At 58.5% G+C, this 20,992-nt stretch carries 27 protein-coding genes and 1 tRNA gene; 12 read left to right on the forward strand and 16 right to left on the reverse strand.

The annotated features are described in order from the left end of the window. Positions 1 to 89 precede the first annotated feature (89 nt). Complete coding sequence (locus IE038_RS21500) at positions 90 to 635, forward strand: hypothetical protein (protein ID WP_189396256.1); 546 nt, start codon at positions 90 to 92, stop codon at positions 633 to 635. 160 nt (positions 636 to 795) lie between these two features. On the opposite strand, the gene IE038_RS21505 is transcribed toward IE038_RS21500, so the two are convergent. The 3 genes from IE038_RS21505 to IE038_RS21515 form a co-directional block, all read right to left on the reverse strand. Continuing rightward, positions 796 to 1,440 (reverse strand): helix-turn-helix transcriptional regulator, encoded by a 645-nt coding sequence (locus IE038_RS21505; RefSeq protein ID WP_163937092.1) that lies wholly within the window; start codon positions 1,438 to 1,440, stop codon positions 796 to 798. A gap of 61 nt (positions 1,441 to 1,501) precedes the next feature. Beyond that, complete coding sequence (locus tag IE038_RS21510; protein WP_163937089.1) at positions 1,502 to 2,149, reverse strand: hypothetical protein; 648 nt, start codon at positions 2,147 to 2,149, stop codon at positions 1,502 to 1,504. Between the two features lie 266 nt (positions 2,150 to 2,415). Continuing rightward, positions 2,416 to 2,832 (reverse strand): YMGG-like glycine zipper-containing protein, encoded by a 417-nt coding sequence (locus tag IE038_RS21515; RefSeq protein WP_163937086.1) that lies wholly within the window; start codon positions 2,830 to 2,832, stop codon positions 2,416 to 2,418. 101 nt (positions 2,833 to 2,933) lie between these two features. Between IE038_RS21515 and IE038_RS21520 the strand changes: the two genes are divergently transcribed. Then, complete coding sequence (locus tag IE038_RS21520; RefSeq protein ID WP_163937084.1) at positions 2,934 to 3,074, forward strand: hypothetical protein; 141 nt, start codon at positions 2,934 to 2,936, stop codon at positions 3,072 to 3,074. 198 nt (positions 3,075 to 3,272) lie between these two features. Here IE038_RS21520 and IE038_RS21525 read toward each other — a convergent pair. The 3 genes from IE038_RS21525 to IE038_RS21535 all read right to left on the reverse strand — a co-directional run bounded on the left by IE038_RS21525 (position 3,273) and on the right by IE038_RS21535 (position 4,235). Then, a tRNA-Leu gene (locus IE038_RS21525) sits at positions 3,273 to 3,357 on the reverse strand. A 76-nt stretch (positions 3,358 to 3,433) separates the two neighbouring features. Continuing rightward, positions 3,434 to 3,673: a hypothetical protein gene (locus IE038_RS21530; protein ID WP_163937081.1), complete on the reverse strand. Its 240-nt coding sequence runs from the start codon at positions 3,671 to 3,673 to the stop codon at positions 3,434 to 3,436. Positions 3,674 to 3,809: 136 nt separating this feature from the next. Then, entirely contained in the window at positions 3,810 to 4,235 is a 426-nt protein-coding gene (locus IE038_RS21535; protein WP_163937078.1) for a hypothetical protein, read from the reverse strand. A gap of 225 nt (positions 4,236 to 4,460) precedes the next feature. On the opposite strand from IE038_RS21535, the gene IE038_RS21540 reads away from it, so the two are divergent. After that, positions 4,461 to 4,694, forward strand: coding sequence for a hypothetical protein (locus tag IE038_RS21540; protein ID WP_163937075.1), 234 nt, complete (start codon positions 4,461 to 4,463; stop codon positions 4,692 to 4,694). A gap of 150 nt (positions 4,695 to 4,844) precedes the next feature. On the opposite strand, the gene csrA is transcribed toward IE038_RS21540, so the two are convergent. The 7 genes from csrA to IE038_RS21575 all read right to left on the reverse strand — a co-directional run bounded on the left by csrA (position 4,845) and on the right by IE038_RS21575 (position 9,556). Further along, positions 4,845 to 5,042 carry a carbon storage regulator CsrA gene (csrA, locus tag IE038_RS21545; protein WP_065761791.1) on the reverse strand — a complete coding sequence of 66 codons (198 nt, stop codon included), beginning with the start codon at positions 5,040 to 5,042 and terminating at the stop codon, positions 4,845 to 4,847. Positions 5,043 to 5,349: 307 nt separating this feature from the next. After that, on the reverse strand, positions 5,350 to 6,438 hold the full coding sequence (modC, locus tag IE038_RS21550; RefSeq protein WP_189396257.1) for a molybdenum ABC transporter ATP-binding protein: 1,089 nt from the start codon (positions 6,436 to 6,438) through the stop codon (positions 5,350 to 5,352). 2 nt (positions 6,439 to 6,440) lie between these two features. After that, a complete protein-coding gene (gene modB, locus IE038_RS21555) occupies positions 6,441 to 7,121 on the reverse strand; it encodes a molybdate ABC transporter permease subunit (RefSeq protein ID WP_163938980.1) in 681 nt (226 codons plus the stop codon). Continuing rightward, entirely contained in the window at positions 7,121 to 7,879 is a 759-nt protein-coding gene (gene modA, locus IE038_RS21560; RefSeq protein WP_189396258.1) for a molybdate ABC transporter substrate-binding protein, read from the reverse strand. The genes modB and modA overlap by 1 nt, the downstream gene beginning before the upstream one ends. Positions 7,880 to 7,960: 81 nt before the next feature. Beyond that, on the reverse strand, positions 7,961 to 9,034 hold the full coding sequence (locus IE038_RS21565; protein ID WP_189396259.1) for an NAD(P)H-dependent flavin oxidoreductase: 1,074 nt from the start codon (positions 9,032 to 9,034) through the stop codon (positions 7,961 to 7,963). Between the two features lie 43 nt (positions 9,035 to 9,077). Continuing rightward, positions 9,078 to 9,248: a hypothetical protein gene (locus tag IE038_RS21570; RefSeq protein ID WP_167524127.1), complete on the reverse strand. Its 171-nt coding sequence runs from the start codon at positions 9,246 to 9,248 to the stop codon at positions 9,078 to 9,080. Between the two features lie 2 nt (positions 9,249 to 9,250). Continuing rightward, positions 9,251 to 9,556: a DUF1883 domain-containing protein gene (locus IE038_RS21575; RefSeq protein WP_163938978.1), complete on the reverse strand. Its 306-nt coding sequence runs from the start codon at positions 9,554 to 9,556 to the stop codon at positions 9,251 to 9,253. A 154-nt stretch (positions 9,557 to 9,710) separates the two neighbouring features. On the opposite strand from IE038_RS21575, the gene IE038_RS21580 reads away from it, so the two are divergent. From IE038_RS21580 to ahpF, 7 genes are all read left to right on the forward strand, one after another. After that, complete coding sequence (locus IE038_RS21580; RefSeq protein WP_163938976.1) at positions 9,711 to 10,061, forward strand: hypothetical protein; 351 nt, start codon at positions 9,711 to 9,713, stop codon at positions 10,059 to 10,061. Between the two features lie 160 nt (positions 10,062 to 10,221). Next, on the forward strand, positions 10,222 to 10,872 hold the full coding sequence (locus IE038_RS21585) for a c-type cytochrome (protein ID WP_163938974.1): 651 nt from the start codon (positions 10,222 to 10,224) through the stop codon (positions 10,870 to 10,872). Beyond that, entirely contained in the window at positions 10,869 to 11,783 is a 915-nt protein-coding gene (locus IE038_RS21590; protein ID WP_163938972.1) for a c-type cytochrome, read from the forward strand. The genes IE038_RS21585 and IE038_RS21590 overlap by 4 nt, the downstream gene beginning before the upstream one ends. A 189-nt stretch (positions 11,784 to 11,972) precedes the next feature. Continuing rightward, positions 11,973 to 12,812, forward strand: coding sequence for a UTP--glucose-1-phosphate uridylyltransferase GalU (gene galU, locus IE038_RS21595; protein WP_163938970.1), 840 nt, complete (start codon positions 11,973 to 11,975; stop codon positions 12,810 to 12,812). Positions 12,813 to 12,915: 103 nt separating this feature from the next. Further along, on the forward strand, positions 12,916 to 14,271 hold the full coding sequence (gene gorA / locus IE038_RS21600) for a glutathione-disulfide reductase (protein ID WP_189396260.1): 1,356 nt from the start codon (positions 12,916 to 12,918) through the stop codon (positions 14,269 to 14,271). A gap of 229 nt (positions 14,272 to 14,500) precedes the next feature. After that, complete coding sequence (gene ahpC / locus IE038_RS21605) at positions 14,501 to 15,064, forward strand: alkyl hydroperoxide reductase subunit C (protein WP_163938968.1); 564 nt, start codon at positions 14,501 to 14,503, stop codon at positions 15,062 to 15,064. 117 nt (positions 15,065 to 15,181) lie between these two features. Continuing rightward, positions 15,182 to 16,744: an alkyl hydroperoxide reductase subunit F gene (gene ahpF, locus IE038_RS21610; RefSeq protein WP_189396261.1), complete on the forward strand. Its 1,563-nt coding sequence runs from the start codon at positions 15,182 to 15,184 to the stop codon at positions 16,742 to 16,744. 100 nt (positions 16,745 to 16,844) lie between these two features. Here ahpF and IE038_RS21615 read toward each other — a convergent pair whose 3' ends face one another. From IE038_RS21615 to IE038_RS21625, 3 genes are all read right to left on the reverse strand, one after another. Next, complete coding sequence (locus IE038_RS21615; protein WP_163938966.1) at positions 16,845 to 17,096, reverse strand: hypothetical protein; 252 nt, start codon at positions 17,094 to 17,096, stop codon at positions 16,845 to 16,847. Positions 17,097 to 17,200: 104 nt separating this feature from the next. After that, entirely contained in the window at positions 17,201 to 17,722 is a 522-nt protein-coding gene (gene gloA / locus IE038_RS21620; RefSeq protein WP_163938964.1) for a lactoylglutathione lyase, read from the reverse strand. Between the two features lie 226 nt (positions 17,723 to 17,948). Next, positions 17,949 to 18,308 (reverse strand): histone-like nucleoid-structuring protein, MvaT/MvaU family, encoded by a 360-nt coding sequence (locus IE038_RS21625; RefSeq protein ID WP_163938962.1) that lies wholly within the window; start codon positions 18,306 to 18,308, stop codon positions 17,949 to 17,951. 353 nt (positions 18,309 to 18,661) lie between these two features. On the opposite strand from IE038_RS21625, the gene IE038_RS21630 reads away from it, so the two are divergent. Both IE038_RS21630 and cobF read left to right on the forward strand, forming a co-directional pair. After that, complete coding sequence (locus tag IE038_RS21630) at positions 18,662 to 19,951, forward strand: OprD family porin (protein ID WP_163938960.1); 1,290 nt, start codon at positions 18,662 to 18,664, stop codon at positions 19,949 to 19,951. A gap of 62 nt (positions 19,952 to 20,013) precedes the next feature. Further along, positions 20,014 to 20,754, forward strand: coding sequence for a precorrin-6A synthase (deacetylating) (gene cobF, locus IE038_RS21635; RefSeq protein WP_189396262.1), 741 nt, complete (start codon positions 20,014 to 20,016; stop codon positions 20,752 to 20,754). Positions 20,755 to 20,992: the final 238 nt, after the last annotated feature.

A 20,992-nucleotide genomic window follows, 5' to 3' on the forward strand; every position in this document is an offset into this window, starting at 1 on the left:
GAGGGCATTCCGGTTTCTGATTGTTGGCCCGTCCCTTGCTCAAGACCTTTCTGCGGTTCTTACATCAGTGCGTCAAAGTGGAGGTTCATATGCGTATCTCTAGGTCTGTTTTGGCTCTGGCGATTGGCGCTGTTCTGTCCGCGTCAACCGTGTTCATACCTGACACAGTCGCCGGGTTTTCATCGGTGTACGCCAAGGAAGGTGGTGGTGGTGGTGGTGGTGGTGGTGGTGGTGGTGGTCACGGTGGCGGCAGTGGTGGCGGTGGCGGTGGAGGTGGTCATGGCGGCGGTAGCGGCGGTGGCGGTGGTCATGGTGGGGGAAGTGGTAGTGGCGGCGGTCACGGCAGTGGTGGCAGTGGTGGCAGCGGCAGTGGTCATGGTGGCGAAGGCAGTAGCCACGGCGGTGACGGCGCCTCGGGGCATTCGTCGTCCTCATCCTCCGGGCGCTCGGGCACTCACTCCGAACCCGGTGATGATCACGGCGTACACAGCGCAAATGAACCAGGCGACGATCATGGGGTGCATAGTGCAGGTGAACCCGGTGATGACCATGGCATGCACAGTGGCAACGAGCCTGGCGATGACAACGGCGCCCACCGAGGGGCCGAGCCCGGTGATGACAGGGGAGGGGCGTGAACGCGCCCGCTGACTGACAGGTTGTACAGCCTTTGGGGGCTGGTTGGGATTGTGTGTTCGTCAGGCAACGTTTTGCACCCGCAAAAACACCATGCCCCCCATCAAGTTTCACCCATAAATGGGGGTATTTCCCCGCCATTGCGTTGATCGCCTGATGGGATCAGCCCGTCGTCGAATCGTCCTTGGGGGTGGTAGGCAACGGTTTCAGATGAAACCGGCACACATTCGCGCCTCGAACCATGCACTCCAGGTGTTCAACCGTGCCGTGCCCCAAACTGCCGATCAATGCCAGGTCCAGTTCGCAGACTTCTGGATGGGCTGCGGCCAGGTGATGGAAGACACAGTTGTGCGCGACGATCTCTTTTTCGCCGCCGGAGCGGAAAAACACGTTGGCTTCATAGCCGGCGTTGTTCATGTGGTCGACGATTCTTTCTTCTTCAATCGCCTGTTGCTCAAGGTCGGCTGCCATCTTGCTGCCGAGCGTGCGCATCAGGGTGAGCAGGCCGTCATGGCCGAGTAGCTTGGCCACCTCACCAATGACCAGATTGGCCAGCAGATGGTAGTGGCGGGGGAACAGCTCCTTGCCGCGGTCAGTCAGTTGGTGCAACTGCTCGGGCCGTCTACCGGTCGGTCGGGTTTGTCCGCGTGCGACCAAGCCATCGCGCTCCAGGCTGGCCAAGTGCTGACGCACAGCGGTTCGTGTGATCGTCAGGGCGTGTGCCAGTTCATCAATGCTCATGCCGGCCGGCTGGTAGAGCAGGGCGCTGAGCAGGTCCTGTTGGGTGCGGCCCAATCCTTGAAGCATTTAGTTGACTCCCCACTTGATGAATCCGCGCGAGGCGCGTGTGACGCCTCGCGCGGCCTGCTCAGAACTTGTCTGGGAACTGTTTGACCAGTGCCGCGGTCAGGGTATCGGCCAATGTCAGGATATGTTCGCGCATCGCCATCCAGGTTTTGGCTTCGGCGGTGTAGTCCTTCATGGCCAGTTGATCGATCTGCGCCACATGGTGGCCGCCGTGGGCGCTGAGCATGGCTACCAACGATGCTTCAGGCAGGTTGGGGTTGGCCTTGGCCAGAAAAGCCGCAATCGCTTTGGCATTGCTGGTCAGTTCCTTGACCGCCGTGTCCTTGCCCGCAGCATTCTTGCTGACTGCTGCGTCACTGTAGTGTTTCACTGCTCCCCAGTGCCCTGCCAGCAGTTTGAGTAGCTGATCGGCGGCAGGTTGGCCGTAGAGCGGTGCCAGGCTGTTAGCGATACGTGTGGCGTTTGCGACGACTTCTGTGCTGGCAACGGTGGCTTGTTTGCTGTCACCGGCCTGGTTGGCAATCGCGTAGTTTCTGATCCAGAAGATATGTTCGACCCACAAGTCCCTTAGCGCCAGGCGTGTGCTGAGCGCCGCGGGCTCGGTGGCAACAGGTTTTGCTGTGGGGGCGGCAGGTTCGCCGTATGACGCACTCCAGGCGGGTTGTACGCACAGAGCGAGCAACAGCATTGCCAGAATCTTGATGTTCATGACGGAGTCCTCGTGGCATGGATGACCTTGCAATATCAATTAAAGCATAAAAATATGCCATTAATTGGTTGGAGGCATTTTCTTTTCATCGGGAGAGGATTTGCTGGGGAGGGGGTTGGCAGGCATAAAAAAACCCGCACAGGGCGGGTCAAGGGAGATTCTGTAGGAGCGTTGCCAGAATAGGTGGGGCGACGTGAAGTGTTTGTGAAGAGCGTGTGGAGAAAATGCAAAACCCGGCCTGCGACCGGGTTTTGTGCAGCCAAGGGTCAATCGTGCTTGTGGTGACGCTTGTGCTTGTGTCGCTTGCCGCCAGAGTTGTTGTCGCCATCGTCACCCAGGTGGTTGCCCAGTGCGCCACCTGCTGCGCCGCCGAGGCCTGCACCGATTGTGGAGCCGGTGGAGCCGCCGATCTGGTGACCGATGATAGAGCCACCTGCGGAACCGAGCCCGCCACCCAGAGCGGCTTCGGTGCGGTTGCCCTTCTTGGCACCAACGGCGCTGCCAGCCGCGCCGCCGACACCGGCACCAATCGCTGCACCTGTGCTACCGCCGATTTGCTGGCCGATAACATTACCCAAGGCGCCACCCAGGCCGCCGCCGACTGCGGCAGTACCATCGCCGGCAGCCAACGCGCATTGAGACAAGAGAAGACCCAGAGCAAGGGTAGGTACTGTAAAACGCATGATATGAGCCTCAGAAAAGGGGGGCAGTGTTCAAGTAAGCAGTGAGTACGACAAACGTGTCAGCGAGGGCCTTAGCGGTCCTCGTCTCGGTAGCGATCATCATGACGGTGATGACGACGGTCATCCCGGTCTTGCGAATAGCGGCGATCTTGATCGCGCCAGCCATCGTCATCCCGGTCATGGTAATGGTGGTGATAACAACCGGAGGACGCCAGAAGGGTGGCGATAAGCGCGAATTGTGAAAGGCGAGTCAGCACTGTTGTTTCCTTGATCCGCAGCGCGGTTTTTAGTTGCAAGGCTCTGACAGTGTTTTCTGTTATTGGTTTCGACGCCGTGAAGGATTTACAACATAGACATCGCGGTTGCATAGAGGGCGGGTTCAATGTCCTGTATGAAGCACACAACGTAAAAAGGCGCCTATCAAGGCGCCTTCTTTAATATGGTGCGAGTGGCGGGACTCGAACCCGCAAGGCTCACGCCGGCAGATTTTAAGTCTGCTGTGTATACCAATTCCACCACACTCGCATGCTCGATTTCTTCACTACGGTGCTTCCAGCAAGTAAGCCCGGGTGCAAAATCAAGGCGCCTTTATAACTCATCGTTATATTTGAGTCAACCGGCTAGGGGCTTTTCCCGGCTCGGGCTGTTGCTGCCCAATGCTCTGCGCCACGTCGCGCAGGTCATCGATAGACGCCTGTAAGCCTGCTATTCGGCCCTGTACCTCTGTGGCGTCCTGCACATGCACCGAGTGTTGCAGATAGAGCGCATGGCCCGCCAGCGTTGTTGCGACCTGCTCAAGTTTCTCGGCAGTGTGCTCCAGGTCGTCATGAATTCCTTTCATCCGTATATCTGATACCAAGACCTTATCCTCTAGTCCTTTATCGGCAGTCGGCTTTGCTACAGCCGTCGAGGGACTATAGCAAGTTGCCGATGCCTTCAGGTGTTCATTGAGCGTTGGTCTTGAAGCGTTGACGCCGTTAGCGGTTGTAAGCGTACTTGTCGTCGACTTTGCGCTTTTCCAGTGTGTAGTGCTTGATATCGATTTCGTCGCTTTGCAATTGTGCGTCCAGTGAGTCCATTGCCTTGCGTCGTTGTGAATCGACGTGGGCACGGGTGGCCTGGTAGTTGATGCTCTGTGCGGCATCATAACCACTGACCGGGTCCCAGAATATCGAAACAGGCCACAGCAACAGATTGACCACGCCATAGCCGTATGAGCGGCCGTAGAAGGAACCACCACCGGGCAACAAGCCGAGTGCAGCGCCGGTGCCTGGGCTCTTCTCGCGAACTTCAAGGTTGTTGGCCTCGTAGTAGGCAAGCTCGGCCTTCTGTTGTGAATTCAGGCCCGAGGCACAACCCGCGGTCAATGTGATGAGTGTGGTCAGGGCAAGTTTACGGAACATTGCGTGCAGATCCCTTTGCAGTGGAAATCAGTGAGTTGAATGAGCCGCCATCGGCGGCGGAAGATCTTAACTCAAGTCCGCGCGTGCGGTTACTGAATGCGGCGTGCGGGTCTGTTCATTGACATCCTGGGTTGACTGGGCCACTGTTCAGGATAATGGATCCAATCAGGGTGGCAGCCAGTGCCTCATCAGGTGTTTGAGCAACGAAGGGAAGGGCGAGGGCCGGTGCGCTGGTATTGGCAACTGCTGTTTGCCAAGGTCTGGCTGGCCGCAGTGTTTTTACTGCTGAGCCTGGTGGGTATTGCGGTCGTACTGTTCAGGGTCAGTGTTGAAGCCGGTGTACCTGGTGGTCAACGTGTACTGGCGTTCATGGCAGGTACCTTCATCCTGGCGCTGTGGATGTGTATTCTGAACATGCTCATGCCAAGACGACGTCCTGAGCAAGAGACACCTCAATAGTGTGCTATTGGCTTCTCGTTCATGGGGGCGGCACGTTGTAGCTCAGGGAATGGATTGGCGCGCCTGAGCCCCCCTGAAAGGCATACGGTCCGCGGTCATGGCCAAGTGCTTGGCGACCAAGCGCATCCGTGCGACTCGAGTCATGGGCTGTTAGTGCTGATCGTCTCCTTTCTCTGGTGCTGGGTTGCCAGCCTGGATGCGCTTGAAAATCTCTTCTCGATGCACTTGAACATCTTTAGGTGCATCAATGCCGATCCTCACTTGCATCCCTTTGACGCCGAGAATAGTGACCTTGATGTCATCATCGATAACGATGCTTTCGCCGACCTTTCGGGTGAGTATCAGCATGTATTTCTCCTTGGTAGCTTGAGTTGCCTGGCAAGGTTGTCGCCTAGGCCGGTTGCGCACTATATGCGCTTCCTCTTTCCTTTATTAAAGACGCATTCGTTGAAAATAAATTCTCCGAGCAAAGATTCTGCTGCGTGTCTTTAGTCGCAGGAGGCGACTGGGCGGATGCAAACGTACGAACGCACCTTGCCCGCAGACGCAAGCATAGGGGGGTTCGACGAATATGGGAAATTTCTCTGCTAAGCATGAGCAAAATCTTAATTTGCCGTATCTCTCAGCCGAAAATTATACAGCGTTGCGACAGTGATCAACCGAGCAAGGCCACTGATTTAATTTGAGCCCAAAGCTGTTGCCCTTCGTGGATGCCCAGTTGGTCGTAGGAGAACCGAGTGATGCGCGCCAGTAATGGTGTGCCTCCGGCATCCAGGCTCAGCAGTACGTGAGCGTCATTGTCTGCAGCGCGTTGCTGGCCGACACGTACAGGTAAACGATTGAGAATACTGGAGTGATCGTTTTCGACCAGGCTGAGGCTGACATCACGGGCACGAACCTTGAGCCTCAGGCGGTCCCCAATCGCCAGGGGCGCATGAGTGACGCGCAGGTGTAACGCGGTACCGGGTACGTGCAGGCTGAGCAATCGATAGGCCGGGTCATAACTGGCGACGTTCCCTTCGATGATGACCCCGGCATCTTCTTCCTGGGCCAGAGGCAGGTCGATGCGGGCCAGTGTTGGCGCCAAGGCACCGCTGGCCAGGACGTTGCCCTGTTCAATGATCACCAGGTGATCGGCCAGTCGGGTCACTTCGTCCAGCGCGTGACTGACGTAGACCAGAGGGATTTCCAGCTCATCGTGCAGGCGTTCAAGGTACGGCAGGATCTCACGCTTGCGCGGTACATCGAGTGATGCGAGCGGTTCATCCATCAACAGTAGCTGCGGGCTGGTCAACAACGCGCGAGCAATGCCCACGCGCTGCCGTTCTCCCCCTGATAGGGTGTCAGGCTGGCGCTCAAGCAGGTGGCGGATGCCGAGCAGTTCGCAGGCTTGCTCGAACGCCACTTTGCGCTCGCGGGGGGGCGTGCGGCGTTGTCCGAACTCCAGATTGCTGCGCACGGACAGGTGGGTGAACAGGCTGGCTTCCTGGAACACGTAGCCAATGGAGCGGCGGTGCGCGGGCAGGAAGTACTGTCGGCGGGAGTCTTGCCAGACCACGCCATTGACTTCGATATAGGCCTCGTCTGCCCGCTCAAGACCGGCCAGGCAACGCAGGCAGGTTGTCTTGCCGGAGCCAGAGTGGCCGAACAGGGCGCTGATTCCACGGCCAGGCAATTGCAGGTCGACATTCAGTTCAAAGGCTTTCCAGGCCAGTTTCAAGCGGGCATGAATCATGGGTTGCATGCTTAGCTCCAGCTTGGCTTTTCGCGACGGCTGGCGTAGAGCGCCAGCAACACCACGAAGGAAAATACCAACATGGCGCCAGCCAGCCAGTGGGCTTGCAGGTAGTCCATGGCTTCAACATGGTCGTAGATCTGCACTGAAACCACGCGTGTCTTGTCGGGAATATTGCCGCCGATCATCAGCACCACACCGAACTCGCCGACGGTGTGAGCGAAACCAAGAATACTGGCAGTGATGAAGCCGGGTTTGGCCAGTGGCAGCACCACGCTGAAAAAGGTGTCCCATGGCCCGGCGCGCAAGGTTGCTGCGACCTCCAGCGGGCGTTCGCCGATGGCGCTGAACGCGTTTTGCAGCGGTTGCACGACAAAGGGCATCGAGTAGATTACCGAGCCGATCACCAGGCCGCTGAAGCTGAACACCACCGTGCCCAGCCCGAGTGCCTGGGTGGCCTGGCCGATCAAGCCGTTGGGGCCCATTGCCAGCAGCAGGTAGAAGCCGATGACAGTGGGCGGAAGCACCAGAGGCAGGGCGACGATAGCCCCGACCGGTCCGCGCAGCCACGAACGGGTGCGCGCCAGCCACCAGGCGATGGGTGTGCCAACGATCAGCAAAATCAGGGTGGTCAGGCTGGCCAGCTTGAAGGTCAGCCAGATAGCGGCAAGGTCGTTGGCATCCAGCGGCATTAGCGTGAGTAACCGTAGGCAGCAATGACGGCTGCGGCTTTTGGCCCTTTGAGGTAGTCAACCAGGGCTTGAGCGGCTGGGTTGTCTTTGCCTTTGGCCAGAATCACGGCGTCCTGACGGATCGGCTCATGCAGTGCTGCAGGTACCACCCAGGCTGAGCCGCTGGTGATCTTGCCATCCTGGTAAATCTGCGACAGCGCCACAAAGCCCAGTTCCGCATTGCCGGTGGCGATGAACTGATAGGCCTGGGTGATGTTCTGGCCTTCCACGAGCTTGGCTCGGGTTGCATCGGTCAGGTTCAGTTTCTGCAGCACCTGAGTGGCGGCAAGGCCGTAGGGGGCGGCCTTGGGGTTGGCGATGGCCAGGTGCTGGAACTGGTTCTGTTTCAGTACATTGCCTTGGGCATCGACATAGCCCGCTTTGGCTGACCAAAGCGCCAGCGTGCCAATTGCATAGGTAAAGCGCGAGCCCTTGACGGTATCGCCTTCGGCTTCGAGTTTGGCCGGTGTGCTGTCGTCAGCGGCCAGGAACACCTCGAAGGGGGCACCGTTCTTGATCTGTGCATAGAACTGCCCGGTGGCGCCGAAGGCCGTGACCACTTTATGGCCGGTGTCTTTCTCGAAGTCCTTGGCGATAGCCTGAATGGGGGCAGTGAAGTTGGCTGCTACGGCAACCTGAACGTCATTGGCCCAGGCGCCGCTGCTGGTAACAGCGGCTGCCAGGATGGCCAGGACGAAACGAGGGGCTTTCATACGCATGAAACACGGCTCCGTGTGCTGAAGGAATATCGCTATGTACGTAAATATATAGCGATACACAGGTACACCGGAAGGATTGTTTCAGCGCGCGAGGAGCGCCAGGGCCTTGTCCGCCAACTGTCGGGTGAGTTGTGCAGCCGGCAGTTCGACGCCCAGCCGCAGCGCCTGGCCAGACCACAGGTTGCTGAAGTCGGTATTGCCCTTGGGTTCGCTGATTGCCCGCAGCGGCATCAAGGCCCCGCCTGCCAATGGAAAGGCCGGGGCTACGGGGTTCATTGGGCCGAGCTCGCGCATGATGCGGGTGGTAATCCCGCGGGCCGGGCGCCCGGTGAACAGGTTGGTCAGGGCCGTATCGCTTTCCGCATGGGTGTGCAGGGCCTGACGATGGGCGGCCGAGATCTTCGCTTCCGGGCAGAACAAGTAGGCGGTTCCCATCTGCACGGCCGAAGCCCCCAGCGCAAACGCTGCAACGATGCCGCGTGCGTCGCCAATACCACCCGCGGCAATGACCGGAACCTGCACGGCATCGACGACTTGGGGGACCAGTGCCAGCGTCCCGACCTGGGTATTCAGGTCGCTGCTGAGGAACATGCCACGGTGCCCGCCGGCTTCATACCCCATGGCAATGATCGCATCGCAACCCTGCTGTTCCAGCCACACGGCTTCAGCGACGGTCGTTGCGCTCGACAACACCTTGGCGCCTGTTGCCTTGACCCGTTTTACCAGCTCGGCGTCGGGCAGGCCGAAGTGGAAGCTGACGACCGCCGGGCGGAACTCTTCCACCAGGGCGCAGGTTGCGGCATCAAAAGGGGCGCGGTTCGAAACCGGGGTCGGTGCATCGAAATCGGCACCCAAGGCGTCGTAATACGGTTTTAATGCCTGCTTCCAGCGCACATCGCGTTCACTGTCGGGGGTTGGCGCGCGGTGGCAGAAAAAGTTGACGTTAAGCGGGCGTTGGCTGGCCTGGGAAAATGCCTGCAGCTCTTGGCGCATCTGCTCGATGCTCAGGGTTGCGCAGGGCAGGGAACCCAGGCCGCCAGCGTTACTGACGGCAATGGCCATGGCTGACCCTGTAGAACCGGCCATCGGCGCCTGGATAATGGGCAGTTCGATGCCCAGCAAATCGAGGATACGGTTGTCTGGCCATTGGCTCATTGCCGGGTACTCCATGTAGCGTGATGGACGGTCCTGCCAGGGGTTACAGCGCGCGCGTGACGCGAATTTCAGTGATGCGCTCGGCGTCCTCGCCATGCATCGCCTTGAGTGCGGCCTGGGCCTGTTCGAGCGAGTCATCACTCAGTTGGGCAAAGTCCCAGCGGCGTTGGTCGTCGAGTTTGTAGTGGATGACGTATTTGCGCGTGTCGCTCATGTTCAGCTCAGCTTTGAAGAAGATCGACGGATGATCTTGATGGAATGGGTGAAGGTCGTCTTGCGCGCGGCGGCGTTGTTCAGGCGCGGGCCCGCTGTGTCGAGGGTGATGTTCCAGAAGCCGGAACTGGGTACCGTGATTTTTGCCGGGAAGCGGTCAAAGGCACCGCCATGATAAGTGTGGCGGCCACCGTTCTTGAAGCTGCGGAAGTTGGCATCGCTCATCAGGCGAATATTGCAGCGCTGGGAACACTCGATAACGACGATATCGTCTTCATTGAGGTGCTCGCGCCGGTGTACAAATTTCATGTGACTCTCCGCAACGGAACTTTTCGCAAACCAAAACGATACCACGATGTCGGTTACACTGTCGGCTCTCGCGCCAGACGTAGGAGAAATCTGCCAATCAAGGGAGCAAATCTGTCGGCGCGTGGTCAGAGTCCTTTTCGATGGAGTGGTATTGATGAGATGGCTTGTTCCAGCGTTGGCAGTAACGCTGACGGGTTGTGCGAGTGTGGCGGAGCTTGAGCAAACCCCCGAGACCCTGGATGTTATTTCTGGCAAATCGCCCCAGGAATACGCCCGTTGCGTCCAGCAGAAGCTGGCCGGCAGTCGTGAACCCTTGCAGTTGGAAGAGCGCCATGATGGGGTTCGCTTGATTGTGCCGCAGAAACTTTCCGCCGGGCCAGCAGCGGTGTTCCATATCCAGAAACGCGGCAGCGGCAGCAGCATCAAGCTGTATGAGCGGCTGAACAACTTCCCACTGCGTTTGGGGGATGTGAAGACCGCCGCCACGAACTGTATTTCGGGCTGAGGCTGGTGTTCCGATGATGACTACCCGATAAGGCCGCTCTGCCTGATCGCTCTCCTTTTCTAGAACAGACGCGACGTTTGTAGCTGATGGCAGATAGGCCTACTATCCATAGGCTTATATTTTGTGCGTCTAAGCTTATAACTAGAAAATGGAGTTCGTGATGATCCCACTGGATCGAATCCTGGTGAGTGGCGCGCTGCTGCTCTCGCTTCAGATCGCGCAGGCTACGGAAGGCCGGACGGTTTTTACTCAAGGCGGCCAGAACCCTGCTGCCATGGCCTGTATAGGCTGTCATGGCGCGGATGGCATGGGTATGGCCGCGGCTGGTTTTCCGCGTTTGGCAGGATTGCCTGCCGGCTACCTGAGCAAGCAGTTGGCCGACTTCCGCAGTGGCAGTCGCAAGAACCCGATCATGGAGCCGCTGGCCAAGGCCCTGAGCGACTCGGAAATTCAGTCGGTCAGCGCTGCGCTGGCCGCCATGCCCACGCCCAAGACACCTGTTGTCCGTCGCCAGCAGATGGCGAGTAGTCCGGACGAGAAACTGGCACTGTACGGCGATTGGTCGCGTGGTATTCCTGGCTGTGTTCAGTGCCATGGCCCCGGCGGTTTGGGCGTCGGCGAACATTTCCCGCCATTGGTGCATCAACCGGCCAGCTATCTGGTTGCACAGCTCAATGCCTGGCGAGACGGCACCCGTAGCAACGATACGAACCAGCTTATGGTTGGCGTCGCCAAGGCCCTGAACGACGAAGAGGTCAAGGCGGTGGCGGATTACTTTGCCAACCGTATCGGCCAGGAGGGCACGCAATGACGCGCTTTATGCTGACCTTGCTGGCGTTGGGCATGGGTAATGCGCAGGCCGCGCAGATCGTCATGGAGGATCAGTCCCAGTTGAAGGTGCTGCCCGCCAGCGCAGCTGCGGCCTTCAGCCCGCCCGCCGAAAGCGAACTGCCGGACAATGCGTTTGGCAAGATGGTTCGCGAGGGCCATGCCTTGTTCGTCGATACCCGGCGACTGATGCCGAACAACGTCGGCAATGGTCTCAATTGCAGTAACTGCCACCTTGACCAGGGGCGCATGGCTAACTCGGCACCGTTGTGGGGTGCGTACCCCATGTACCCGGCCTATCGCAAGAAAAACGACAAGGTCAACACGTTCGCCGAGCGTATCCAGGGGTGTTTCCAATTCAGCATGAATGGCAAGCCACCTGCCGCGGACAGCCCTGAGATGACGGCGTTGTCGGTCTATGCCTATTGGCTGGCCAGCAAGGCGCCGATTGGCGTCGAAATGCCTGGGCGTGGTTACCCGGATGTGCCGCAACCTGCCCAGGGGTACGATTTCGGTCGGGGTGAGCAGGTCTACAAGGACCAGTGCGCGGTGTGTCACGGCAGTCATGGTGAGGGCCAGAGCGTCGCCAATGACTATGTGATGCCGCCACTTTGGGGCAAGGATTCCTATAACTGGGGCGCGGGCATGCACCGGATCAATACTGCTACCTCATTCATCAAGCACAATATGCCGTTGGGCAAGCCCGGTAGCCTCTCCGATCAGCAAGCCTGGGACGTGGCGGCGTACATCAACAAACACGAACGGCCCCAGGATCCCCGGTTGATCGAAGGCTCGATCGAGAAGACCCGCCTGAAGTTTCATGCCAATGACGGGGTAAACCTGTATGGGCAGAAGGTCGAGGGTGTATTGATCGGTCAAGGTACGGGTAAGTAAGCTCAGCCCTTGCCATTGTGCGCCTGCCGACAGGTATCGGCAGGCGCAATATTTACGTGGCCAGGGAACTATCTACACTGGTATTTCTCTATTTGGCATCGGCCAACCATGGGTGGGGCATTGTAAGGTGACCGCCGCCTGATTAGACTGCGCCGAATTTCGTACGCACAGCCCTTGTTAAGGACTTTTATGATCAAAAAATGCTTGTTCCCGGCAGCCGGCTACGGCACTCGCTTCCTGCCAGCAACCAAAGCCATGCCCAAGGAAATGCTGCCGGTGGTGAACAAGCCACTGATCCAGTACGGCGTTGAAGAGGCGCTGGAAGCGGGTCTGAATCAGATCGCTATCGTTACCGGCCGTGGCAAGCGTGCTCTGGAAGACCATTTCGACATCAGCTATGAGCTGGAAAACCAGATCAAGGGCACCGACAAGGAAAAGTACCTGGTTGGTATTCGCCGCCTGCTTGACGAGTGCTCGTTCTCCTACACCCGTCAGACCGAAATGAAGGGCCTGGGCCACGCGATCCTGACCGGTCGCCCGCTGATCGGCGATGAGCCGTTTGCCGTAGTGCTGGCTGACGACCTGTGCGTCAACCTGGACGGCGATGGCGTGCTGACCCAGATGGTCAAGCTGTACCAGCAGTTCCGTTGCTCGATCGTGGCCATCCAGGAAGTCGATCCTTCGGAAACCAACAAGTACGGCGTGATTGCCGGCGAGATGATCCGTGACGACATTTACCGCGTCCACAGCATGGTCGAGAAGCCAAAGCCTGAAGATGCGCCGTCGAACCTGGCCATCATCGGTCGTTACATCCTGACGCCGGACATCTTCGACCTGATCGAACAGACCGAACCAGGCAAGGGTGGCGAGATCCAGATCACCGACGCCCTGATGAAACAGGCGCAGAATGGCTGTGTCATGGCCTACAAGTTCAAGGGCAAGCGTTTTGACTGCGGTGGCGCGGAAGGCTACATCGACGCCACTAACTTCTGCTTCGAGAACTTCTACAAGACCGGCAAGGCCTACTGATTTCCTGGCCTGACCGTTGATGTTCAAAAAGCCACCTTCGGGTGGCTTTTTTGTTCCTGGCGGTGGCCGGGGTTATGCTGTTGGCCTGCCAAGGAGACCTGAGATGGCCTACGATTTTGATTTGTTCGTGATTGGTGCCGGTTCCGGTGGTGTGCGTGCGGCACGCTTCGCCGCGGGGTTCGGTGCAAAGGTGGCGGTTGCTGAAAGCCGCTACCTGGGTGGTACCTGCGTAAACGTGGGCTGCGTACCGAAAAAATTGCTGGTCTATGGAGCTCACTTCGCGGATGACTTCGAGCAGGCGAGTGGTTTTGGGTGGTCGCTGGAGGATGCACAGTTCGACTGGGGGCAGTTGATCGCCAACAAGAACCGCGAAATCGAGCGGCTCAACGGGATCTACCGCAACCTGCTGCTGAACAGTGGCGTGACCTTGCTCGAAGGCCATGCGCGCCTGACCGGCGCCCACGAGGTGGAAGTCGACGGGCAGCGCTACAGTGCCGAGCACATTCTGATTGCTACCGGTGGTTGGCCGCAGATTCCAGACATCCCAGGCAAAGAGTTGGCCATCAGCTCTAACGAAGCCTTCTACCTCAAGGACCTGCCCAAGCGTGTACTGGTCGTCGGTGGCGGTTACATTGCCGTGGAATTCGCCGGCATTTTCCAAGGCTTGGGTGCCAAGACGTCGCTGTTGTACCGGGGAGACCTGTTCCTGCGCGGCTTCGACGGTGCGGTACGTGAGCACCTGAAGGACGAGTTGGAAAAGCGGGGCATGGACCTGCAGTTCAACACTGAAATTCGCAGTATCGAGAAACAGGCTGACGGAAGCCTCAAGGCCACCCTCAACGATGGCCGCGAACTGATCGCCGACTGCGTGTTCTACGCCACCGGGCGTCGCCCAATGCTGGATAACCTGGGCCTGGAAAACACCGGTGTCGAGCTTGACTCGCGCGGCTTCATTCGCGTCGACGAACTGTTCCAGACCACGGACCCTTGGATTCTGGCGATTGGCGACGTGATCGGGCGTGTGCAGTTGACGCCAGTGGCGCTTGCCGAAGGCATGGCTGTGGTGCGCCGTCTGTTCAAGCCGGAGCAGTACCGCAAGGTCGACTACCAGAACATACCGACAGCCGTGTTCAGCCAGCCACCGATTGGTACCGTTGGCCTGAGCGAAGAGCAGGCACGGGAGCAGGGCTATGAGGTGAGTATTTTTGAAAGCCGTTTCCGGCCGATGAAGCTGACCCTGACCGAGTGCCAGGAACGCACCTTGATGAAACTGGTGGTCGATGCCAAGACCGATCGTGTCCTGGGCTGCCATATGGTTGGCCCGGAGGCTGGCGAGATCATCCAGGGCCTCGGTATTGCGCTGAAGGCCGGTGCTACCAAGCAGCAATTCGACGAAACCATCGGTGTGCATCCAACTGCCGCCGAGGAGTTTGTCACGATGCGCACGTCGGTCCGCTAACCGTCGTCCATTGCAGGCACCCTGCGAAGGTCTTAGCGGGGTGTCTGTCAGTTCACGGTGCCTGCATCGCGGGCAATGCGTTTTTCGATACAAACAGAAATCTTCTATCAACCACGTCGGCTTATAGCCAAAACCAATCGGCAGCATCAGCTTTGCCAATGAGCGATTTTTTCGATAAGTGACTAGGATTCCTCCATCAGATTTCTCAACCCCTGAAGGAGCGTCACTCATGCCTATCATCAATAGCCAGGTCAAACCGTTCAACGCTACCGCTTACCACAACGGCAAGTTCGTCGAGGTGTCGGACGCTGACCTGAAGGGTAAATGGTCCGTAGTATTTTTCTATCCGGCCGACTTCACCTTCGTCTGCCCAACCGAGTTGGGTGACCTGGCTGACAACTACGCCGAGTTCCAGAAGCTGGGCGTAGAGATCTACGGTGTGTCCACCGACACCCACTTCACCCACAAAGCCTGGCACGACACTTCGGACACTATCGGCAAGATCCAGTACCCGCTGATCGGTGACCCGACTCACGTCATCTCTCGCAACTTCGACGTGCTGATCGAAGAAGCCGGTCTGGCTGACCGCGGTACGTTCGTGATCAACCCGCAGGGCCAGATCAAAATCGTCGAGCTGAACGACGGCGGTGTCGGTCGTGATGCCAGCGAGCTGCTGCGTAAGGTCAAGGCCGCCCAGTACGTTGCCGCCCACCCAGGCGAAGTTTGCCCGGCCAAGTGGAAAGAAGGCGAAGCGACCCTGGCGCCATCCCTGGACCTGGTCGGCAAGATCTAAGACCGTGAGCCAGCCGAGGGCGGTCTACCGCACCTGATGTTGTCACCGCCCCGCAAAACGCCCGGGCGCTCTCGCCCGGGCGTTGTTTTTTCTACTGTTTAAAAAGGAATCGCCCGTATGTTGGACGCCACGCTTAAAACTCAGTTGAAGTCCTACCTGGAGCGGGTCACTCAGCCGATCGAGATCGTTGCTTCCCTCGACGACGGCGCGAAGTCCCGCGAACTGCACGACCTGCTGCGCGAAATCGCCAGCCTGTCGAACCTGATTACCTTGCGTGAGGACGGCAGTGACGCCCGTCGCCCGTCGTTCTCGCTCAATCGCCCTGGCGCGGATATCAGCCTGCGTTTCGCTGGCATCCCCATGGGCCACGAATTCACCTCATTGGTGCTGGCGCTGCTGCAGGTCGGTGGTCATCCGTCCAAGGCCAGTGCCGAAGTGATCGAGCAGATTGGTGCGCTCAAGGGTGAGTTCAACTTTGAAACCTACTTCTCGCTGTCCTGCCAGAACTGCCCGGATGTGGTTCAGGCGCTCAACCTGATGGCGGTGCTCAACCCGAGCGTGCGCCACGTCGCGATCGACGGCGCGCTGTTTCAGGATGAAGTCGAGTCGCGCAAGGTCATGGCCGTGCCGAGTGTGTACCTCAATGGTGAAGTTTTCGGCCAGGGTCGCATGGGCCTGGAGGAGATTGTTGGCAAGCTCGACGCCAGCGCCGGTGAGCGTCAGGCTGAAAAAATCAACGCCAAGGACGCCTTCGACGTGCTGGTGGTAGGCGGCGGGCCGGCCGGTGCCGCAGCAGCCATTTATGCCGCGCGCAAAGGCATTCGTACCGGGGTGGCTGCTGAGCGTTTTGGCGGTCAGGTACTCGATACCATGGCAATCGAGAACTTTATCTCGGTGCAAGAAACCGAAGGCCCGAAACTGGCCACGGCGCTGGAAGAGCACGTTAAGCAATATGACGTCGACATCATGAACCTGCAGCGTGCCGACGCGCTGATCCCCGCCACCGATGGCGGCCTGCACGAGGTGCGCCTTGCCAGCGGTGCGTCGCTCAAGGCCAAGACCGTCATTCTTGCAACGGGTGCGCGCTGGCGCGAAATGAACGTTCCGGGGGAGAAAGAGTACCGCAGCCGCGGTGTTGCCTACTGCCCGCACTGCGATGGCCCTCTGTTCAAAGGCAAGCGCGTAGCGGTGATTGGGGGGGGCAACTCCGGTGTGGAAGCGGCTATCGACCTGGCGGGTATCGTTGCTCAGGTCACCCTGATCGAGTTCGACAGCCACTTGCGTGCTGACGCCGTACTGCAACGCAAGCTGCACAGCTTGCCAAACGTCAAGGTCATCACCAGCGCATTGACCACCGAGGTGCTGGGCGATGGGCAGAAGGTCAGCGGCCTGCGTTACAAGGACCGCACGACTGAAGCGCTGCATGACCTGGCGCTGGAGGGGATCTTTGTACAGATCGGTTTGTTGCCCAACACCGATTGGCTCAAGGGCACCGTCGAGCTGTCACCGCGTGGCGAGATTGTGGTCGATGCCCGTGGCCAGACCAACCTGCCGGGTGTGTTTGCCGCCGGTGACGTGACCACCGTACCCTACAAGCAGATTGTCATTGCGGTGGGTGAGGGCGCTAAAGCATCGTTGGCCGCGTTTGATCACCTGATTCGCACCTCGGCGCCAGCCTGAGGTTTGATCTGATCTGATCTGATCTGACCGGTACCGAAAGCGCTTCTGCCTCTGGTGGTGGAAGCACTTTCGGTCGTTTCTGTACCTGTTGCGCACATGCCTAGCCGAGCAGTTTCCGGCCCTTGTCCAGTTGTTGGTCTACCAGCCATTTGCCGTGTGCGATGGACGCGTGCTGGGCCTTTTCAAGGCTGGCCAGAAAGCCCATGTTCAGGGGCAGCGGCAGGCGTCGGGAGGTGTGCCCTTCGGGGCTGGTGATCAGGCAACCGCCCGCGAATGGCAGGGGAATGCCGGGGTGTGCTTCGACATTGGCGACGATGGTGTAGTTACGATGGACACATTGAAGGGATTGCATCGGATCTACCTCGCTGTGGTGGCGTTAACCGAACACCGTTCCCGATATACCACAGCTTGGCAGGCCCCGAGTCGAACGCCGACGAGCGCGACCCGGGGTTTGGCTTAGAACTCGGTAGGCTGAATGATCTCAACCCAGTAATCGTCCGGGTCCTTGATGAAGGCCAGGTGCTTCATGCGTCCATCGCTCAGGCGCTTCTGGAAGGTCACGCCCAGCGCTTCAAAGCGCTCGCAGGCCGCGCGAATGTCCGGCACGGAAATGCAGATATGGCCAAAGCCGCGCGGATCGCTGTTGCCATTGTGGTAGGCGAACGCAGGATCATGTTCGGTGCCGTGGTTATGCGTCAGCTCAAGGATGCCGGGGATCGATTTCATCCACGCAGTGCGTGCTGCTGCGTCGGTCGGGATCTGTGCCTTGTCGACCAGGGCCAGGAAGTACAGGCTGAATTCGGCTTCAGGGAAGTCGCGCTTTTCCACCAGGCTGAAGCCCAGTACCCGAGTGTAGAAGTCCAGGGATTTGGCGACATCCTTGACCCGCAACATGGTGTGGTTGAACACGAAGTTTTGGGTAGCAGCGTCCGGTTGTGCAGTGACGCCGGGGAGTGTGTCGAGATGTTGCAGGCTCATGGGCTCTCCGCAGAAGGGGCTGGCACGGTGGTGCCAGCGAAACGGTCAGACGGCCATGATACGGAAGTGAAGCGATTGCGCAAACGGTTTGCGCCCTGCAGACAGGGTCGGCAGGGCGCACTCGAATAAGTAGCCCGCCGTGGCGGGCGAATGGGGCGCTAATCCTTTAGCAGTCTTCATCCTGAAAGAGGCGGTGTGAAAAAAGTGTGAAGTAAATGGGCGTTTTTCAGTGGCGTACCCAGCCCTCGACAGTCTGCGCGCCGTACTGCTGTTTCCAGGCTTTCAGGCCCCGGTGATTACCCCCTTTGGTTTCGATCAACTCGCCGGTGTGAGGGTTTTCATAGACCTTTACCACGCGTGGGCGACGGTGCTTGATGAGGGCGGCCGGTGCCTTTTCGGCGGCTTTTGGATCGAGAATTTCAATCACATCACGCAGGCTCTTGCCATAGCTGTTCATCAGGCCGACAAGTTTCTGCTCGAACTCTATTTCACGTTTTAGGCCGGCATCCTTTTTCAAGGCTTCCAGTTGAGCAAGCTGTTCCTGGAGCGCTCTTTCGGCAGCACGAAACTCAGCAAGTCGGGACACAATCATTACTCCTCTTGTCTGCAGTGGCTTTTACGCACGGTGGTCATTAGCGTATTGAAAAGCACAGTGGCCATAGGTGCACGCACCATAGTAATAATCAGTGTAGTCAATAAATAACACGGTGCGGTCAGGCGTAGATAATGGCAGTGTGCCTAACTATTGAACTACAGCGCTTTTCGCTATTTGAGGATTAACCGGGTGAGTGGAAGGTGGACTAGACCAAGGTCCAATGGCCTGTTCTAGAGCGGTTTGGTGATAATTTAAGGTCGCCGCGGGTTGTAGTTCGGTGCATGTGGCCGGTGCCAGGAAGGGCGCGGGTTGGTTCTTTGCCTTTATTCGGATTGTCGTAACTCATGTTTCCCCCTTATCCCTTTGTCCATGGGCGCCATCTGGCAGGTCTAGTGGCCCTGTTTGCTGGTTTTTCGGCCCAGGCCGCCGGTTTTCTTGAAGACACCAGTGCCAAGGTCGAAGCACGTAATGTCTATTTCAACCGCGACTTTCGTGACGGCCATACCAGCTCGCAACAAGGGGGCTCAAAACGTGAAGAGTGGGCGCAGGGCTTTATTCTGAATGTGCAATCCGGTTATACCGAAGGGCCGGTCGGATTTGGCGTTGATGCACTGGGCATGTTCGGTTTCAAGCTGGACTCCAGCCCGGCCGACAGTAACAGCGGGCTGTTGCCTTCCAGTGGCCACAACCCCCGACATTCTGCAGACCAGTACGCAAAGTTGGGCGTCGCGGGCAAAGTGCGTTACTCGAACACCGTGCTCAAGTACGGTGCGATGATGCCCGATGTGCCGTTGCTCAAGTACAACGATGGCCGTTTGTTGCCAACCATGTTCCACGGCACCCAGTTGACCTCTGAGGAGTTCAAGGACCTCAAGTTCATGGCCGCACGGTTGGATCGTTACACCGCGCGGGATTCGACCGATGCACAAGAGATTCGCGTGCATTGCAAGAACAAGCGCTATGCCTGCGATACCAAGGCCGATCATTTTGACATGGCCGGGGTCGATTACCGTTTCAATGAGCGGTTATCGGGCCAGTACCAGGTTGCCACGCTGGACGACATCTACCGTCAGCACTTCCTGGGTGTGCTCGCCAACCAACCGTTGAGTGTTGGCAGCCTGTCGGCAGACCTGCGGCTTATCAAGAGTGACGACATCGGTGCAGCCAAGGCTGGCAGCATCGACCACCGCGCGTTCAGCGGTATGCTGGGCTACGGCCTGGGCGGGCACAAGTTCAGCGCGGGCTGGCAGCGCATGTACGGCGAAAACGCCATGCCATACCTCGATGGCAGCAATCCCTACCTGGTCAACTATTCCCAGGTCAACGACTTTGCTGCCGCTCAGGAACGTTCCTGGCAACTACGCTATGACTATGACTTCAAGGCACTGGGTGTTCCAGGGCTGACCTTCTTGACCCGTTACATCAACGGCGACACCATCAAGGTGCCGGGCAGCCAGGCCGAAGGCAAGGAATGGGAACGCGATACCGAGTTCAAGTACCAGGTACAAAGCGGTACGTTCAAGGATGTCAGTGTTCGCCTGCGTAATGCGACCTACCGCAGCAACTATGAAAAGTTTGCCCGCGACATGGACGAAACCCGTGTAATTGTCAGCTACAACTTCTCGTTGCTGTAAACGGCTTTGCCCTGAATACGCGGCCGTTCGACAATGGCCGTGTATTCACCGGAGCGATGGCGATGAAACACCTGCTGCTGATCGGTATCGGCCCAGGCAATCCCCGACAGGTCACGCTGGAAGCCCTCGACGCGCTGAATCGCGCCGATGTCTTTTTCCTGCTGGACAAGGGCGTGGGCAAGGATGACCTGTTGCGCGTGCGCACGGAACTGCTCGAGCGGCATGTGCACAGGCCTTACCGGGTGGTCGCGGTCGATGATCCGCTGCGTGACGCTGTGGCCAGCGATTATGTCGAGGCCGTGCAAGGCTGGCACCGCCTGCGCGCCTGTCTCTATGCGCGCCTGTTGGCGGACGAATTGCCTGAAGGGCAGTGCGGCGCCTTCTTGCTGTGGGGTGAGCCTGGGCTGTATGACAGCACATTGCGCATCCTCGATCTGATCGAAGAACAGCACTTTTCCATTGAAGTCATTCCTGGTATCAGCAGTGTCCAGGCGTTGGCCGCGCGCCATTGCATCCCGTTGAACCGTATTGGCGAGCCTTTACAAATAGTACCCGGCCGACGTTTGGCCGATGTGTCGCCGATTGAAAACGTGGTGGTGATGCTCGACGCCCAGTCGGCTTTTGCCACGTTGGACGATCCTCGACTGCACATTTATTGGGGCGCTTACCTGGGAACTGACGACGAGATCCTGATCGAGGGGCCGCTGCTGGAGGTCAAGGCACAGATCCTTTCCCGGCGCGAGCAGGCCAGGGCCAGCAAAGGCTGGATCATGGACACCTATTTGCTGCGACGGCTGTACTGAAACAGGTCGCGTGATTCTGTTTAGCGACGCGTCTGTCACAGAGTTCAGACGTATCCTACTTCCTTCCGAATACATCCCTGCTAGCGTCAAACCCCTTCGTCTGTGGGGTGCTCATGCTTGAACGAGCGCCTCGCCCATAACCGTCGCGATAGGGACAAGGGATGTTCTCAGTTGGCAATCACGCGCACTTCAGCCTGACGATCGATGACCTTCAGCACGACCTTCAGGTACTGTCATT

The sequence above is a fragment of the Pseudomonas laurentiana genome, from assembly GCF_014648275.1.
Taxonomy (GTDB): Bacteria; Pseudomonadota; Gammaproteobacteria; order Pseudomonadales; family Pseudomonadaceae; genus Aquipseudomonas; species Aquipseudomonas laurentiana.